The sequence below is a fragment of the Brevibacterium oceani genome (assembly GCF_013623835.1).
GTDB lineage: Bacteria > Actinomycetota > Actinomycetes > Actinomycetales > Brevibacteriaceae > Brevibacterium > Brevibacterium oceani.
Genome location: NZ_JABKDE010000003.1, coordinates 518,787 through 534,360 on the forward strand (window position 1 = coordinate 518,787; position 15,574 = coordinate 534,360).

The following is a 15,574-nucleotide window of genomic DNA, read 5'->3' on the forward strand; positions in this document are numbered from 1 at the left end:
AACCTCGAGTCATGCCTTCGAAGCCCAGCACCCGGATCGCCGAGCCCCTGCTCGGCGGTCCGGTCGGCATTCACCTCGGTGTCGCCGGACGTCGGTTCCGCAGTTCGCAGGCCTACGTCCTCGCTGCGCTCCTCGGGCTGACCACGTTCCTCGGTCTGGCTCTGCAGGGACCGTGTCTGAACTCCGGCTATGCACAGCCATCCGCCTCGGCGAGGATGTGCGCAGGCCCCCTGTCCACGGCGTTCGCCGGTGACGTCAACCCCGAGGAGCTCGGTCGTGCCCACGGCGGAGCGGCGGGTCTGGCCCCGCTCGAGGCCCGCCTCGTCGACCTCCTCCACCTGTTCACGAACGACGTCTCACTCTTCATGGTCGTGGTCCTCCTGCTCAACACGGCCGGGGTCGCGGCCCTCGGCGCGGGACTCCTCGTCCTCGCCCGTGAACGCGCCTGGCTGATCGCGGTCTTCGCCTCACCGCTCATTCTCTTCACCCTGGGCTCGACGCTCGATCCGCTGGCGCTGGCACTCGCGGTGTGGGCGATGGTCCTCTTCTTCGGCGCACCGCCGCTGCGTCCGCGCGGATGGCCGGCCGGAGTCCTGCTCGGCATCGCGACGTTCATCAACCCGCTTGCGCTCCTCGTCCTCCTCGCCCTCACCCTGTCCGGACCGCGTCCGGCCCGCGGACTGAAGCGGCGAGATCCGCGGATGATGGTCGCTTCGGCCACAATCACCTCGGCGATCCTCCTCGTCATCAATATGACGACGATCGACCGGCTGATCCACTGGTACTCCGATGCCGTCGATGGCGGATCGTTCGCCTCGATCCTGCTCATGGCCCAACTCGGCGACAGTGCGCTGTGGGCTCCGCTGTGGATCACCGCCAGCGCCGGCGTGGTCCTCGCCGTGACCGTCAGCCTGTACATGGTCAGGCGCACCGGGTTGGACCCGGCCGTGTCCGCCTGCCTGCTCATCGGCGGCTGCCTGCTTCTCGCACCGGGACTCATGCCGTGGGACAGCCTGTGGCTGCTGCCCTTCGCCGCGCTGGCCGTCCGACGCTGGTGGGTGCTCATCGTCTGGACCGTCGCCGAGGCGGTCTTCGCCGTCGGCATCCAGCTCGGCGACGTCTCCGGCTACGAAGCCGACAAGGGACTCGACCCCGGCTTCGTCGCTCTCTTCGCCCTGCTGCGCCTGCTCGCCCTCGTCCTCCTCATCATCATGGTCGGCGAGAACCTCTACCGGCGCCGGATCCGCGGTGTGCCGGCTCCGGCGGCACCACTTCGGCGACCGGATGCGGACGATGGTCCCGACGGATCGGAAGACCAGCCTCGGCGGGAGAGCGGGGATGACGTTCATCAGGGGAACGACGATTCTCCGCACGAGGACAACCCGCCGCTGGTGGTAAGGAAAGCCACGTGAACGGACATGACAGCGCGCGGGCCATTCGACTAGAATAGTGAGGTCTGTTCCCATTTCGTGACCGATACGGAAGCGGAACGGACAGGCATATACCCTCCTGCCATGGACCGACCATGGCCGCAGAGACCAGAGGAGGTGGGTGACATATGCGTAAGTACGAGCTCATGCTCATTCTTGACAACGACCTCGAAGAGCGGACGCTGGCTGACACCGTGAACAACCTGATCAAGGTTGTCCCGGCTGAGAACGGCACTGTCGACAACGTGGATATCTGGGGACGTCGTCGCTTCGCGTACGAGATCCAGAAGAAGTCCGAAGGCTACTACGTCGTGGTTGATTTCCACGCCGAGCCTGCAACGACCAAGGAACTCGATCGTCAGCTCGGACTCAACGAGTCCGTTCTGCGCACGAAGATCCTCCGCCCGGACGCCAAGTAAGGCATCTCAGCTACCTCGCTTCAAGGAGCATTCAATGGCAGGCGAAACAGTCATCACGGTCGTCGGGAACCTCACCAGCGATCCCGAACTGCGCTTCACACCCAACGGTGCTGCAGTCGCAAACTTCACCGTGGCCTCGACGCCGCGCATCTTCGACCGTCAGGCCAACGAGTTCAAGGACGGGGAGACCCTGTTCCTCCGCTGCTCGGTATGGCGTGAAATGGGAGAGAACGTTGCCGAATCGCTCACGCGCGGTAGCCGGGTCATCGTTCAGGGCCGACTGAAGTCCCGGTCCTTCGAAACCAAGGAAGGCGAGAAGCGCACCGTCATGGAACTGGACGTCGACGAAGTCGGCCCCAGCCTGCGACGCGCCACCGCCCAGGTGACGAAGAACAACCCCGGCGGCGGAGGAAACTTCGGCGGCGGCAACTTCGGCGGAGGCCAGGGCGGAGGCGGCCAGCAGGGCGGCTTCGGCAACCAGCAGTCCTCCGGATGGGGCAACAACCCGCAGGGCGGCCAGCAGGGCAACCCGCAGGGCGGTCAGCGCCAGGGCGGCTACAGCCAGGGCAGCAACAACGGTCCCGCCGATGACCCGTGGGCATCATCGAATCCACAGAGCGGCAACGGCGGCTGGGGCAATCCCGGCGCCGATGAACCCCCGTTCTGATCCACGTTCAGACATTTCGTTAACAGGAGATACTCATGGCCAAGCCAGAGATCCGGAAGCCGATCAAGAAGAAGGCTAATCCGCTCAAGAAGGGCGAAGCGGCGAACATCCACTACAAGGACACCGCTACGCTCCGTAAGTTCATTTCCGACCGCGGCAAGATCCGTGCACGTCGAGTCACCGGTGTGACCGTGCAGGAACAGCGCGTCATCGCAAAGGCTGTCAAGAACGCCCGCGAGATGGCACTTCTGCCCTACTCGAGCTCAGCTCGCTGATCGGAGGGAAAGAATAATGCCTAACCGCAAAGTGATTCTCAACCAGGAAGTCGACGGCCTCGGTGCCGCCGGCGATGTCGTCGAGGTTCGTGCCGGATACGCACGCAACCTGCTGCTGCCCCGTGGCTGGGCATCCGCATGGTCCGCAGGCGCGGAGAAGCACATCGAGGCTCTCCGCAAGGCCCGCCAGGCCAAGCAGATCGCCGACCACGACGAAGCAGTGAAGGTCAAGGGCGAACTCGAGTCGACCACGTCTCGCATCGAGATGAAGGCCGGCAAGAACGGTCGCCTCTTCGGCGCCGTCACCCCCGCCCTCGTGGCAGAGGCCCTGCACACGGCCACCGGTCGCGATTTCGATCGCCGCCAGGTCGCTCTGACCGGTCACGTCAAGAGCCCCGGCAGCTACAACGCTGTTGTGCGCGTCAGCGACGAGATCACCGCGAAGATCAAGTTCGAGGTCATCGGCAAGGCCTGATCCGAACACTGCACCACCGCCGAGGCGGCACCTGAGTTCAGGTGCCGCCTCGGTGTCTATTGTGGGGGCGTGAGTCTCGGTTCGGCACGTTTTCCGCTGGATAGCCCAGTTCCGGAATTGGGCTTCTCAGCGCAGAATGTGGCGATTGTGCATCGATGCGGGCGAGTGTGGACGAGTGTGGGTGGCTGTCTGCGCCCGATGCGCCTCAGGAGAAGAGCTTCTGGCCGATCATCGTGTCGGACTCACCGAGCCCCGGTGGAATCGCGAACAGCGCCGAGGCCTGGTGCTGGAGGTACTCGGTGAGCAGATCCTTGTGCGCCATGGTCTTGAGTATCGGGTAGAACTGGGTGCGCGGGTCGCGGACATAGGCGATGAAGAACAGACCGGCGTCGAGACGGCCGAGCGAATCATTGCCGTCGGTGTAGTTGTATCCGCGGCGCAGCATCATCGCGCCGTGATTGTGCTCGGGAGCGACGATCGCAACGTGTGCACGAGCGTCGATGGCACGATCACCCTGTCCGTTCTTCGCTGCGAAGTCCAGCGGGGTGAACTCTGCGTCCGCATCCGGTGAGGCCACGGACTGTGGGGCTCCGTAGCGTTTGTCGCGACCGATGATGTCTTCCTGCTCGGCCAGGGAGACACGGTCCCAGATCTCTAAGTACATGTGGATCTTCCGAGCCATGAAGTAGGTTCCGCCGGTCATCCACGCATCCGAGGCGTCATCGTCGCCGGACTGGACCCACAGGTGCTCTTCCAGCTCCTTGTCCCCGTCCTCGGACTTGATGTTGTTGGTTCCGTCTTTGAACCCGAAGAGGTTGCGCGGCGTCTCCTGCGCAGTCGACGTCGACGAGGTGCGCCCGTAGCCGATCTGCCCCCACCGGAGTTTCGCGGTGCCGAAGGCGATGCGGGTGAGATTGCGGATGGCATGGACGGCGACCTGCGGATCGTTCGCGCAGGCCTGGACGAGGAGGTCACCGTCCGATGCATCCTTGCGCAGTGCCTCATTGGCGAACTTCGGCACTCCGTCGCGGAGTACTGCCGGCATCTTCTCGGCCAGTCCGAACCGGTCTCGGCCCTTGTCGTCGACGAAGAGGGAACGGCCGAAGCCGAAGGTGATGGTCAGTCCGCTGGCCGGATAGCCCCATGCCTCACCGGAGTCTGCGGGTGGGAACTCGCGGTTGGCGCTCGGGGCACCCCCGACGAGTTCGCCCGCGGTCATCTGCTCGGCCGCAACCGTCCAGTCCTCGAGGAGGAACCTCAGCGAGTCGAGATCCTCGTCGGTGACGTCGAACGCCGCCGTGTACATATTGTCCTGTGCCGGGGTGAGGATTCCCTGCTGGACCTCGCCCCGAAACGGGTAGCGCAGTTCGGTCGCCGACCGTTTGTCCGCCTTCGCCCCGCGGATCCCGTAGCCGACGGCACCTCCGCCGATGCCGGCGATGCCCAGTGCCCCTGCTGCCCCGCCGAGGGCGAAGAGGCGTCTGCGGTCGATGCCGCGGAACCGGCCGGAGGACTCATCGTCCCTGCCGGCCGGTTCCTTGGCGTCGTTCTGCGGGGTCAGTGCAGCACCGTCCCGGCGACCTTGGACAGGGGCTCGCTCAGTGCGTTCACAGCATCGGAGAACTCCTGCTGGGTCTTCGTGTAGTCCGTGTCCTTCGGAGCCTCACCGGCGTCCTTCTGCACGGTCGCGACCTTCGCATAGTCCTGGTAGAGGGCGTTGCCGTCGTCGTCCTTGCCGTCCTGCTGCTTCTTCAGCAGCGTGTTGACCTTGTCGAAGTTGTGCGTGATGCGCTTCGCCAGGTCGGGGTCCTGGTCCTCGACGAGCTTCTCGACGTTGCCGTAGGCCACCTCGGCGCCTTCGACATTGGCTTTGAAGTCGTAGAGGTCGGTGTGGGAGAAGGTCTCCTCCTCACCGCCGATCTTCGACAGGGCGACCTCCTCCATGAGGTCGGAGGCGCCGGTGGCGACGTCGGAGAGTTTGAGCTCGAACTTTCCGTTCGCTCCGTCGACCTTGCCGTAGACGAGGTCGTAGAGCTTCTTCGTGTCCTTGTTGAGCTGGTCGGCGACCTTCTTCCGGTCGGCGTCGGAGTCGAAGGCGAAGCCCTCGGACTTCTTTGCGAACAGGTCGGCCTCGATGCGGTGCCAGCCGGTCCAGTCGGCGAGCACGTCCGGATCATTGGGCTTCTTGTCCGCATCGGCCGAGAGGTCCTGGACGCGGGCGTCGAGTGCCCCGTCGAGGTCGCCGGCCTCCTTGATGCCGAAGGATTCCGCGGTCGGTTCGATGCGTTCGTAGTGCTGGCGGGCCAGCGGGAACAGGGCCTTGGCCTTCTCGGTGTCGCCGGAGGTGTAGGCGTCGGTGAACTCCTGCGTGGCGTCGACGAGCTGGCCGACCTGGTCCTTGACGTAGCCGGTGTAGTTCGTGATGGCCTTGTCCTCTTCGGCCTGCACGTCCTTCGAGACCTCGACCTTCTCGCCCTTCGTCACCGCGAGTTCGGCGAGTCCGACGAAGTCGCCGACCATGTTCGGCTTGCAGGCGGTGTAGTACGTGCCCTCGTCGAGTGCCGTGGTCAGGGTGGCGGTCGTGCCGGGGCCGATGTTCTCGCGTTCGGATTCGATCTGGAGCTTGTTCTCGGCGAGGATCTCGAATTCGTTCGGCTTGGTGCCGTTGTTCGTCACGGTGAAGGTGACCTTGCCCGAGGGGAACTCGGCCGGTGAGACCTCACAGGAGTCATCGGAGATCGTCACTGTGATGTCGCCGTTGCCGTCGGCATCGTCGGACTTCTTGTTCTGCGGGTTGTCGGTGCACGCCGCCAGCGACAGTGCCAGCAGCGTGGCGGTCGGCAGGGCGATGAGAGCGCTGTGTCGTTTCATGGGTGTCCTTGTGGTGAGAAGGGATGGAGGGACGGGACGGGGTGGATCAGGGATCGACCGTGGGGGCCGGGGTATCGGGTCGGGCCGTCGCCGAGGTGGGGGCCGCCTCGGCGCGGGATCCGGTGTTCGGGGCGGAGGGAGTCACGGGTGTCCGGGTCGACGTCGTGCGCGTGCGGCCGTGCACCTGGCGGGCGAAGAGGATGATGACGGGCACGGCGTAGACGATCCAGCCGATCGTCTGCAGCACCGTGGGCTGGACGTTGATCTGGAAGATCGCCTGGCCGAGGACGTAGAGCCAGTAGATGGGCGAACCCGGGTCGGGCAGGGATGAGCTGAAGTCCCAGGTATGGTTCATGATCCCCGGCAGGACGCCGGCTTCCTGGAGGTCGCCGATGCCGTAGGCGAAGATGCCGGCGGCGACGAGGATGAGGAAGTAGCCGGTGACGGAGAAGAAGAGCTTCATATTGATGCGCCTGGATCCGCGGTAGATGATCCAGCCGAGGACGACCGCGAGGACGAGGCCGGTGATGACTCCCGCGGTCGTGGCGAGCACGCTGTTCTCGACCGATGAGCGCACCGTCGCCCAGATGAACAGCGCCGTCTCGGCCCCTTCGCGGCCGACGGCCAGGACGGCCAGGCCGACGATGCCCCACCCGGAGGAGCGTTTGGTCAACGAGGCGGCCATCGACGATTCGAGTTCGCCCTTGAGTTGGCGGGAGTGCTTGCCCATCCAGAAGATCATCCCGGTGACGAGCGCGACGGTGACGATCGACAGGGAGCCGCCGATGATCTCCTGCGCCTGGAATGTCAGCGTCTTCGGGCCCCACGTGAGCGCCGCGCCGATCGAGAGCGGGATGAGCGCTGCCACGCCCACACCGAGCCAGAGCTTCGGCAGCACATCGCGTCGGTCGGTCTTGACCAGGTATCCCACGAGGATGCCGATGACCAGGGTGGCCTCGAGGCCTTCGCGCAGGGCGATGAGGAGATTCGCGACGAACATCTGACCTGCTCTCGTCAGTTCGTCGAGGCGGGGATGGTGCCGTCTCGAGGGTGGATGAACGAATTTAGCCTAACCTAAGGGCGTGGCCGAACTTCAGTGTACATCCACTTTCGGCGACTGCGGGGTTCGCGTTCGGACAGAGCGGCTCGCCCTCGGACTGGAGGGGCCCGCGTCCGGGAAGGCCCGCGGGATCCGGGGTCGGCGGCAGTAGGATGAGGACCGTCCGCGACACCCTGGAGTGAACGGAGGAAGGCCCATGGGCGGTCTGTTCATCAGCGCGACGAGGCGGCTGATCACCTCGATCGTCGCCGGCATAGTCGTCGGGGTGGGAGTCGGGCTCCTCGGCCAGCCGGCGCTCGGTGCACTCATCGGCATCACCGTGGTGACCAGTGTCTTCGTGGTGTTGGGGACGGTCGTGCTGTGGCCGATGGACGCCGAGGCGACCCGTGCGAACGCGAACCGCGAGGACTTCCGCCCGTTCGTCGACGAGGTCATCGTCACCATCGCCCAGCTTCTGGGCATCGGCGGCATCGTCGCTCTGCTCGTCATGGGCGGCTCAGCGGCCGGACCGTGGCCAGCCGCGATCGCCCTCCTCGGCGTGTTCATGTCCTGGGCGGGACTCCAGCTGCTCTACTCGGTGAGATACGCGTTCATGTATTTCGACCGCGAGCGGCCCGGTGGCATCGATTTCAACTCTGAGGCGGCACCGAACTACCAGGACTTCCTGTACTTCGGGTTTGCGGTGGGGATGACCTTCGGCGTCACCGACACGAGCGTGTCCACGACGCGGATCCGCGCAGTCGTGCTGCGCCACAGCATTCTGTCCTACCTGTTCAACGCCGTCATCCTCGCCACGGCGATCAACCTCGTCGTCGGTGTGTTCGCGGGCTGAGCCGGGACGGGAACCCTACTCGGCGCCGAGGTCGCTGATGAGGGCGTCGATGAAGGACTCGCAGGCGGCGATCTGCTCGAGTTCGATGAATTCGTCGGGCGCGTGGGCCTGGGCGATGTCCCCGGGACCGCACACGACGGTCGGGATGCCGGCCTCGGAGAACAGACCCGCCTCGGTGCCGTAGGTGACCTTGTCATCCGTGGTGATGCCGCCCCAGCCTGCGGCGAGGGAGACGATCTCGGCATCGGCGGGAGTCTCGCATCCGGGGGCGGCGGCTTCGATGGAGAAGTCGACACCGGCGGATTCGTTCTCGGCGGCCATGGCACGGCCCAGACGCTCGGCCTCATCGCGGAAACGGGCGATGAGGGCTTCGCGGTCGACGGGACCCAGCGAGCGGAATTCGAACTGCACGGTCGCCTCGGCGGGGATCGTATTCACAGCGATTCCGCCATGGAACGTGTTCGCCGTGACCGAGGTGAACGGCACGACATAGGCCTCGTCGAAGGGTCCTTCGGTGCGGAATTCGGCGGCGACCGCGTGGACGAAGGCGACGAATTCGGAGGCGTAGGCGATGGCGTTGACCCCTTCGGGGGTGAGCGAGGAGTGGGCGGCGACGCCGTGGAAGTCGACGCGGAAGACGTTCATCGACTTGTGTCCGCGGATGACACGCATGCTCGAGGGTTCGCCGACGACACAGCCGCGAGGTGCGAGTTCGGCGGCGGTGATGGCCTTGACGAGGTCGATGGCGCCGACGCATCCGATCTCCTCGTCATAGGAGAACGCGAGGTGGATGGGTTCGCGCAGCTTCGCGGAGGTGAGCGTTTCGAGGCGGGAGAGGATGACGCCGACGAAGGACTTCATGTCCGCGCTGCCGCGGGCGTAGTACTTGCCGTCGCGGATCTCCGGCGTGAACGGGTCACTCGACCAGTCCTGGCCGTCGACGGGGACGACGTCGGTGTGTCCGGACAGGACGATGCCGCCGGTGGTGGTGCCGTCGGCGGCGGGGATGGTGGCGAGCAGGTTCGCCTTCGTGCCCTCTGGGTTCGGGATCCGCTGGAAGCTGATGCCGGCGGCTGCGAGGCGCGCTTCGACGTGTTCGATGAGCGGCAGGTTCGTGTCCCGGCTCGTCGTGTCGAAGGTGATGAGATCGGTGATCTCGGCGATGGTGGCTTCGGCCGGCTGTGCTGGCACGACTGCTCCTGACTCTCGGATGCTGATGGCGTCGATCCGGTCGGTGCGCTGCGGGCAAGTGAGGGTCCGGGTGGTCCCGGGACTCGGCGGGGCCGCGTCTCCCAGGTAGGAGCGGTCCGTGGTCCCGTGTGCAGGACAGCGATGACCAGACTCCTCTCACTCTACGGGGCGCGTTGCTGCGTGGGCTCACCGGCCCCGTCAGTGGGGCCTGAGTATCCCGCACCTTTGGCGCCACGCCCTCCCGTTAGGCGGACGGCCTCGCGGCAGCCGGATCTCCTACCGTTGCACCGGTACCTTGTCGCGCTGGCGGAGCGAAACGTCGGTAACGGTGAGGGATGCTCACGTGTGTGCGAGGATGAGCAGGGCCTCGTTGCGAGCCGCGAGCCCCTCGGCTGGGATTTCGGCGTTCATCTCTTCGCGCATGACTGCTCGCTTGACCGGGTCCATCGTCAGCTGAGCCGAATGAGTGAACACCATCGACAGCCAGCCGTGCCGCGAATAGTGCAGGTCTTCGGTGAAAGTGGACTCCCGTGGGGTGAAGTTCATGGCGCGCAGCTGGGCGAGGGCCGGGTGCTCGACGGGTTCGAAATTGTCTGGCGTTGTCGCTGCCGAATTCGTCGCAGTTTCTTGGTTCGCCGCAGTTCCGAGACTCGCGGAGGCTCCTCCACCATGGAAGCGCGAGCTGATGGCGTCGAGTCGCTCCCGCAACTCTCCGCACGGTTCGATATCGTTCCAGGCCAGGGCCAGACTCCCGCCCGGTTCGAGCAGTCCCCTGATCTTCGGCAGAGCGACCAGCGGGTCGACCCAGTGGAACGACTGGCCGAAGCTCACGAGGTCGAACGTGCGGCCGCATGCATTCCAGTCTTCGAACCCAGAGATTTCGACGTCGAGACCTTTGGAACGGGCGATGGCGGCCATCTCCTCGTCGGGTTCGACCGCCAGGACCTCGGCGCCGGTATCTCTGAGTTGAACGGCGAGGATGCCCGTGCCCGAACCGACATCGAGGACGCGCGGAACACGTGAACCGGGTCCCGCCTCGGCGGCGTTGATCATGGTCGAGACGAGCGCGGCAGGATAAATCGGTCGGTAGGTGTCGTAGTCCGTGGCCACCTCGCCGAAGGATTCCGCTCGCTCACGATTCTCAAAGTACTCCATTCACCGAGCCTATCGCCGGTCGCCGGATTCGCGAGAGCGGTCATCTCCTACATGCAGCGGCATAACCAACCGGTGCACCGGGGTGTTGTGCCGCGAACGGTGGTTTATGCCGCGTGCGGGTGGGAGTGACGGCAATTGTGGTCGATGAGTGCGGTTGGGCGGTCGGTGGGAGTGACGGCAACGGTGTCAGATGCCTGATTGCGGTGACGCTGATCTCGCGCCCAGACGGCACGCCGCCCGGACGGCACGCCGAATTCCCAGCTGAGAATGCGTCGGCGGATGCGGGCCGAGCGGCGTGGTTTCGCTAAAGTCGATGACAAGTGACAAGGGGGAACGATGTCGATCGAGAATACACCGACTGTGCCGCGCTTCGGCGCCGGAAGCGGCGCCGGCGGACCGGCCGAGCTGACGCCGGAGGACCAGCAGCGCGCCCGCGGGCTGAAGAAGATGCGCACTCTCGCGCTGTCGCTGCTCGTCCTCGCCACACTCATCTTCCTTTCCACCCATCTCTTCACCGACAACTCCGGCGTCTGGGGCTTCGTCTCCCGGGCCTCGGAGGCGGCGATGATCGGTGCGATCGCCGACTGGTTCGCCGTCACCGCGCTCTTCCGCCACCCGCTCGGGCTGCCGATCCCGCACACTGCGATCATTCCCCGCAAGAAGGACACCCTCGGGGCGAGCCTGTCGGCGTTCGTTGCGGCGAACTTCCTCCACGCCGAGGCGGTGTCGACGAAGATCCGCTCCGCCGAGGTGTCCCACCGTGCCGGCCGGTGGCTGGCCAAACCCGGCAACCGGGACATCGTCGTCGACCGTGCCGCAGGAGGACTCGAGTATGTGCTCGCCCGCATCGACGATGACTCCATCAAAGCTCTGACCAGGAACGTCATCATACCGCGGCTCGTCGCGACTCGGAAGACCCCGGTGTTGGCGCAGCTGCTGCGTCAGATCGTCCTCGACGGCGCCCATCACAAGCTCGTCGATCTCATCGTCACCGAGGCATACGCGTGGCTGCAGGATAATCCGCAGGTCATCGACGAGATCGTGCATAATCGGGCACCGTCCTGGGTGCCGGACTTCGTCAACGAACAGCTGGCCAACCGTCTGCAGCGCGAAGTGCTCGGCTGGGTCGCCGACGTCCGCGACAACGAATACCACAAGGCCCGGCAGGCCCTCGACGCCTGGCTCGTCGATCTCTCCGACGACCTCGAGGCGGACTCATCGCTGTCGGAACGGGCCGAGACGATCATCAACGACCTGCTCAGCCAGGACGGCGTCGTCGACTCGGTGCTCGAGATCTGGACCTCGCTGAAACAGCTGCTGCGCGAGGCCATCATCGACGAAGGCGGTGAGGTCCGTGCCCGGATCTGGCAGCTCATCGGCGAATTCGCCGACCGCCTGCAGTCCGATTCGGACTTCTCCCGTCGCATCGACGATCGGATCGCGACGACGGCCGGCGACCTCGCCGAGAGCTTCGGTCCCGAGATCGCCAGCGTCATCTCCGACACCATCGAACGCTGGGACGCGAAGGAAGCCGCCGAGCGCATCGAACTCTACGTCGGCCGCGACCTCCAATACATCCGTATCAACGGCACCGTCATCGGCGCTTTCGTGGGCCTCCTCCTCCACACCGTCATCGTGCTCCTGCCGGGGTGACGCCAGACCGCGGGGGCCATGCAGCCAGATCAGTTCCTCGACGGGAGCCCTCGGTTCATCAATCGAACATCGCAATCATCATCTGCTGATGCTAGAATTGATGCTCACGGTCAGATGCCATTCGGGTTGCTGATGGCACTGTAGGAGGGGGCGCGATGCGAACCACAGTCACCATCGATGATGAGCTCATGGACAAAGCCGCGGAGGTCAGCGGAATCACTGAGCGCTCGGCCCTGATCCGCGAGGCTCTCAAGACACTTGTCAGGGTGGAGAGTGCGCGACGCCTTGCGGCTCTTGGCGGAACTGATCCGGAGAGTTCCGCGGCACCCCGACGGCGTAACGAAGTCGCATGATCCTTGTCGACACCTCGGTGTGGATCAACCATCTTCATCGACCCGATCCTCTGCTCCAGCGTCTGCTGGAGGTCGATGAGGTCGGATGCCACTCCGCGGTCGTCGAAGAATTGGGTCTCGGTACGCTGAAGTCTCGCAACGACTTTCTCAACGACCTCGAATCGCTGTTCCGGTTTCCCGTTCTGGCTCACGATGAGCTCATGAGCTTCATCGCGATGCGGTCGCTATGGGGTCGAGGGCTGAGCGCGGCCGACGTCCACCTTCTCGGTTCCGTGTTGGTGATCGACGGTGCCCGTCTGTGGACACGTGATAAGAGACTGCTGCGCGCTGCCGAAGAGGTCGGCTGCGCTTTCGTTGACGACGAGTGAGAGTCGAGACTGCGAGATCAGGCGGATTCGGTCTCCGCGCTCTGTGAGCACAGTGCCGGGATGAGAGTGGCGATCTGGTCGCTGATCCATTCCACTGCTCCCGCGCGACCGGCGATGTGATCGCGCAGCGCGCTTTCGAAGATGCCGTCGAACATCGTGTAGGCCGCACGCGATCCGACCAGCGGCTGATTCCCCGCGAGGTCGGAGAATCGGCTCACCACGCGCCAGATCATGTCCTCGAGGCCACGGTCGATGTCGTAGACGTCCTCGCGCAGCTCCTCCTGGAACATGCTCTGCGACCGCAAGTCGTACCAGAGGCGATGCATCGACGACTCTTCCGTCAGCGTCTGCACGAGCTTGTCGGCGAAGCCCGTGAGGAGGCCGTCGGCGCTCCTCGCTTCCTCGACGACCGAGTCGTAGCGGTGCATGCACTGGGTTTTGTAGTGCTTGACGCAGAAGACGATGAGTTCGGTCTTGTCGCGGAAGTAGTAGTGGATGACTCCGTGGCTGAACTCCGAATTGGCAGCGATCTCGCGCAGGCTCGTTCGGGCATAGCCGAGCTCACCGAGCGTCTGCAGCGCGGATTCCGCGAGCCTGATCCGGCGCTCGTCATAGCTGCCCGTGCCCCGTCTGCTGCGGGCGGGCTTCTGCTGAGATTCGGTAGTGGCCACATCTCGATGTTAGCTTCTTCGGCTGGTCTGGGCAATTGTTTTGGACAGATGGTCTTGACAGTCGTCAAGAATGAATGTGACGCTGAACACCCAACTCGGAAACAACGGCGAAGGAGCCGCAATGACTGCTTATGATCTGACCGGACGTCGAGCTTTGGTGACAGGTGGAGCGCAGGGACTCGGAGAGTCCTACGCTCGTGCACTGTCCGCCTCGGGAGCGAAGGTCGCCATCGCTGACCTGCAAGAACGCGGCGCCGAGGTGGCTGCCGACCTCGGCGAAGGTCATCACTTCGTCAAGCACGACGTCACCGACGACGCGTCCTGGCAGGCAGCGGTCGATTCGACCGTCGGCGCACTGGGCGGGTTGGACATCATCATCAACAACGCCGGAGTCGAGATCACCAGCCTGATCGCCGATATCGACCCGGCCGAGGCGAAGGCGATGCTCGACGTCAATGTCCTCGGTACGGTCCTCGGCCTCAAGCACGGATTGCGCGCGATGCGGCCAGGAGGACCTGCCGAAGGCGGCGGAACGATCATCAACGTCGCCTCGGTGGCAGCCACGATCGCATTCCCCGGAATCTCCGTGTACTCAGCGACGAAATCGGCGATCGACCGGCTCACACGAGTCGCAGCGATGGAGAGCGGGAAGCTCGGCTACGGGGTTCGGGTCAACTGCCTCTTCCCCGGTCTCGTTCCCAACGAGATGGGCGCCGGTCTGGCCAATGACGTCTCGGAGCTCGGCCTCTTCGAGAGCCCGGAGGCAGCTGTCCAGGCCGTCGTCGAATTGACTCCGTCGGGTCGCTTGGCCGAGGAGCAGGACATCACCGACGCACTGCTGTTCCTCGCCTCCGATGAATCACGGTTCGTCAACGGCGCAGCCCTGCAGGTCGACGGCGGCATGGGCATGTGAGCCCCACCGGTGACCTCCGACAATGCCTCTGATTGCTGCATCGTCGGCGACCCAGCATTACCACGAAGACAGAAGACAAAGGAGACACTGATGCCCGAATCCAACAAACCCGTCGTCGTCTACGGCGCCAGCGGCTACACCGGCCGAATCATCTGCGAATATCTGAGACAGTACGACGTTCCCTTCATCGCCGCCGGCAGGAGCGAGGAGAGGCTCCGCGAGTCAATGGACCGCAACGTGCCCGGCATCGAGACCGCGGACTATGAGATCCGCACCGTCGATACCACGGTTGAGGCCCTCACCGAGCTTTTCTCCGGGGCGAAGGTCGTGCTCAATACGGTCGGTCCGTTCAGCAAGTACGGTCCGACCGTCGTTGAGGCGGCTCTCGCCGGAGGAGCGCATTACCTGGATACCAGCGGGGAACAGGATTGGCTCATCACATGTGAAGAACAGTTCGGCGAGGCCTATGCCGAGAAGAGCCTTCTGCTCTCACCAGGACTTGCGCAGATGTATACGATCGGCGAAGTCGCCGCCAATCTCTGTCTGGAACAGCCGGGGCTCGATACTTTGGACATTGCCGTCTTCTGGGGAGGCAGCCCGACGATCGCGTCGACGCAGACGATTCTCGTCAACGCCGCGACGTCGAAAGCCTACTATCTCGAGCGGAACAATTACGCCGAGTTCGATCCCAATGAAGGTCTCGTGCCCTTGGTCGTCCCCGGGCAGCATGAGCTTGCTCAATCACTTCCCTGGGGTGGAACCAGCCACCCGGTGTGGTTCAGGAACGACCCTCGGGTCGCCAATGTGAAGGCCCAAGGCGGTGTCTTCAACACTCCTCTCATGCGCGGAGTTCCGGTGATCGTCGCCAATGCCTTGGAAGAGACCAAGGACATGAGCGAGAGTGAGCGCGACCGAGTGCTCACCGAACGTGCCGCAGAAGTGATGAGCGTGATGCCGCCGCGAGAGAATCCACGAGTCAACAAGTCATTGGATTCCGTGCATGCCAGCGGACCGCTCGGCCGCGCTCACTGCGTGATCCACGGCAACAGCAACTATCAGCAGACCGGCCTGCTGCAGGCCTTCGCGGCCTACTACCTCGTTCAGAAAGCACCTCTCAAGGTGGGCTTCGCCTCCGGGTGCCAGGCCTTCGGCCATCGTGAGCTCCTCGGGGTTCTGCGCGAGTTCGGGCTGGTGGCGCCTCCGGTGCTCTCCGTTCAGGCCTGATCCGATACCGAATACCC

17 protein-coding genes are annotated in these 15,574 nt (G+C 64.6%); 11 read left to right on the top strand and 6 right to left on the bottom strand.

Translation table 11 applies throughout. From position 1 onward, the window contains the following. Window positions 1-11 precede the first annotated feature (11 nt). The 5 genes from HK401_RS08805 (at window position 12) to rplI (ending at window position 3,266) form a co-directional block, all read left to right on the top strand. On the top strand, window positions 12-1,412 hold the full coding sequence (locus tag HK401_RS08805) for a glycosyltransferase family protein (RefSeq protein ID WP_181274267.1): 1,401 nt from the start codon (window positions 12-14) through the stop codon (window positions 1,410-1,412). Between the two features lie 146 nt (window positions 1,413-1,558). Beyond that, window positions 1,559-1,849: a 30S ribosomal protein S6 gene (gene rpsF, locus HK401_RS08810; RefSeq protein WP_025779601.1), complete on the top strand. Its 291-nt coding sequence runs from the start codon at window positions 1,559-1,561 to the stop codon at window positions 1,847-1,849. A gap of 34 nt (window positions 1,850-1,883) precedes the next feature. Next, window positions 1,884-2,516 (top strand): single-stranded DNA-binding protein, encoded by a 633-nt coding sequence (locus tag HK401_RS08815; protein WP_181274268.1) that lies wholly within the window; start codon window positions 1,884-1,886, stop codon window positions 2,514-2,516. A gap of 35 nt (window positions 2,517-2,551) precedes the next feature. After that, entirely contained in the window at window positions 2,552-2,791 is a 240-nt protein-coding gene (gene rpsR, locus HK401_RS08820) for a 30S ribosomal protein S18 (RefSeq protein WP_025779604.1), read from the top strand. 16 nt (window positions 2,792-2,807) lie between these two features. Then, complete coding sequence (rplI, locus tag HK401_RS08825; protein ID WP_181274269.1) at window positions 2,808-3,266, top strand: 50S ribosomal protein L9; 459 nt, start codon at window positions 2,808-2,810, stop codon at window positions 3,264-3,266. Window positions 3,267-3,471: 205 nt separating this feature from the next. Here rplI and efeB read toward each other — a convergent pair whose 3' ends face one another. Genes efeB through efeU form a run of 3 tightly spaced genes read right to left on the bottom strand, consistent with a single transcriptional unit; the run spans window position 3,472 to window position 7,137 of the window. Continuing rightward, window positions 3,472-4,827 (bottom strand): iron uptake transporter deferrochelatase/peroxidase subunit, encoded by a 1,356-nt coding sequence (gene efeB, locus HK401_RS08830; protein ID WP_181274416.1) that lies wholly within the window; start codon window positions 4,825-4,827, stop codon window positions 3,472-3,474. Beyond that, a complete protein-coding gene (gene efeO, locus HK401_RS08835) occupies window positions 4,824-6,137 on the bottom strand; it encodes an iron uptake system protein EfeO (protein ID WP_181274270.1) in 1,314 nt (437 codons plus the stop codon). Before efeO ends, efeB begins: the two co-directional genes overlap by 4 nt. A 46-nt stretch (window positions 6,138-6,183) precedes the next feature. After that, window positions 6,184-7,137, bottom strand: a complete 954-nt coding sequence (gene efeU, locus HK401_RS08840; RefSeq protein ID WP_181274271.1) for an iron uptake transporter permease EfeU — start codon at window positions 7,135-7,137, stop codon at window positions 6,184-6,186. Between the two features lie 256 nt (window positions 7,138-7,393). Between efeU and HK401_RS08845 the strand changes: the two genes are divergently transcribed. Continuing rightward, a complete protein-coding gene (locus tag HK401_RS08845) occupies window positions 7,394-8,029 on the top strand; it encodes a DUF1345 domain-containing protein (protein WP_181274272.1) in 636 nt (211 codons plus the stop codon). Window positions 8,030-8,044: 15 nt separating this feature from the next. Here the strand turns inward: HK401_RS08845 and argE are convergent, their stop codons facing one another. Further along, window positions 8,045-9,220 carry an acetylornithine deacetylase gene (gene argE / locus HK401_RS08850; protein ID WP_309135944.1) on the bottom strand — a complete coding sequence of 392 codons (1,176 nt, stop codon included), beginning with the start codon at window positions 9,218-9,220 and terminating at the stop codon, window positions 8,045-8,047. Window positions 9,221-9,559: 339 nt separating this feature from the next. Next, complete coding sequence (locus HK401_RS08855; protein WP_181274273.1) at window positions 9,560-10,375, bottom strand: class I SAM-dependent methyltransferase; 816 nt, start codon at window positions 10,373-10,375, stop codon at window positions 9,560-9,562. Between the two features lie 336 nt (window positions 10,376-10,711). Between HK401_RS08855 and HK401_RS08860 the strand changes: the two genes are divergently transcribed. The 3 genes from HK401_RS08860 (at window position 10,712) to HK401_RS08870 (ending at window position 12,749) form a co-directional block, all read left to right on the top strand. Then, entirely contained in the window at window positions 10,712-12,028 is a 1,317-nt protein-coding gene (locus HK401_RS08860; protein WP_181274274.1) for a DUF445 domain-containing protein, read from the top strand. 155 nt (window positions 12,029-12,183) lie between these two features. Then, complete coding sequence (locus HK401_RS08865; RefSeq protein ID WP_181274275.1) at window positions 12,184-12,381, top strand: type II toxin-antitoxin system VapB family antitoxin; 198 nt, start codon at window positions 12,184-12,186, stop codon at window positions 12,379-12,381. After that, on the top strand, window positions 12,378-12,749 hold the full coding sequence (locus HK401_RS08870; protein ID WP_181274276.1) for a type II toxin-antitoxin system VapC family toxin: 372 nt from the start codon (window positions 12,378-12,380) through the stop codon (window positions 12,747-12,749). Before HK401_RS08865 ends, HK401_RS08870 begins: the two co-directional genes overlap by 4 nt. Window positions 12,750-12,766: 17 nt before the next feature. Here the strand turns inward: HK401_RS08870 and HK401_RS08875 are convergent, their stop codons facing one another. After that, window positions 12,767-13,420: a TetR/AcrR family transcriptional regulator gene (locus tag HK401_RS08875; protein WP_181274277.1), complete on the bottom strand. Its 654-nt coding sequence runs from the start codon at window positions 13,418-13,420 to the stop codon at window positions 12,767-12,769. A 121-nt stretch (window positions 13,421-13,541) separates the two neighbouring features. Between HK401_RS08875 and HK401_RS08880 the strand changes: the two genes are divergently transcribed. Together HK401_RS08880 and HK401_RS08885 are read left to right on the top strand one after the other, a co-directional pair. Then, window positions 13,542-14,333 (top strand): SDR family NAD(P)-dependent oxidoreductase, encoded by a 792-nt coding sequence (locus HK401_RS08880; RefSeq protein ID WP_181274278.1) that lies wholly within the window; start codon window positions 13,542-13,544, stop codon window positions 14,331-14,333. Between the two features lie 90 nt (window positions 14,334-14,423). Then, window positions 14,424-15,557 (top strand): DUF5938 domain-containing protein, encoded by a 1,134-nt coding sequence (locus HK401_RS08885; RefSeq protein ID WP_181274279.1) that lies wholly within the window; start codon window positions 14,424-14,426, stop codon window positions 15,555-15,557. The last annotated feature ends 17 nt before the right edge of the window (window positions 15,558-15,574 follow it).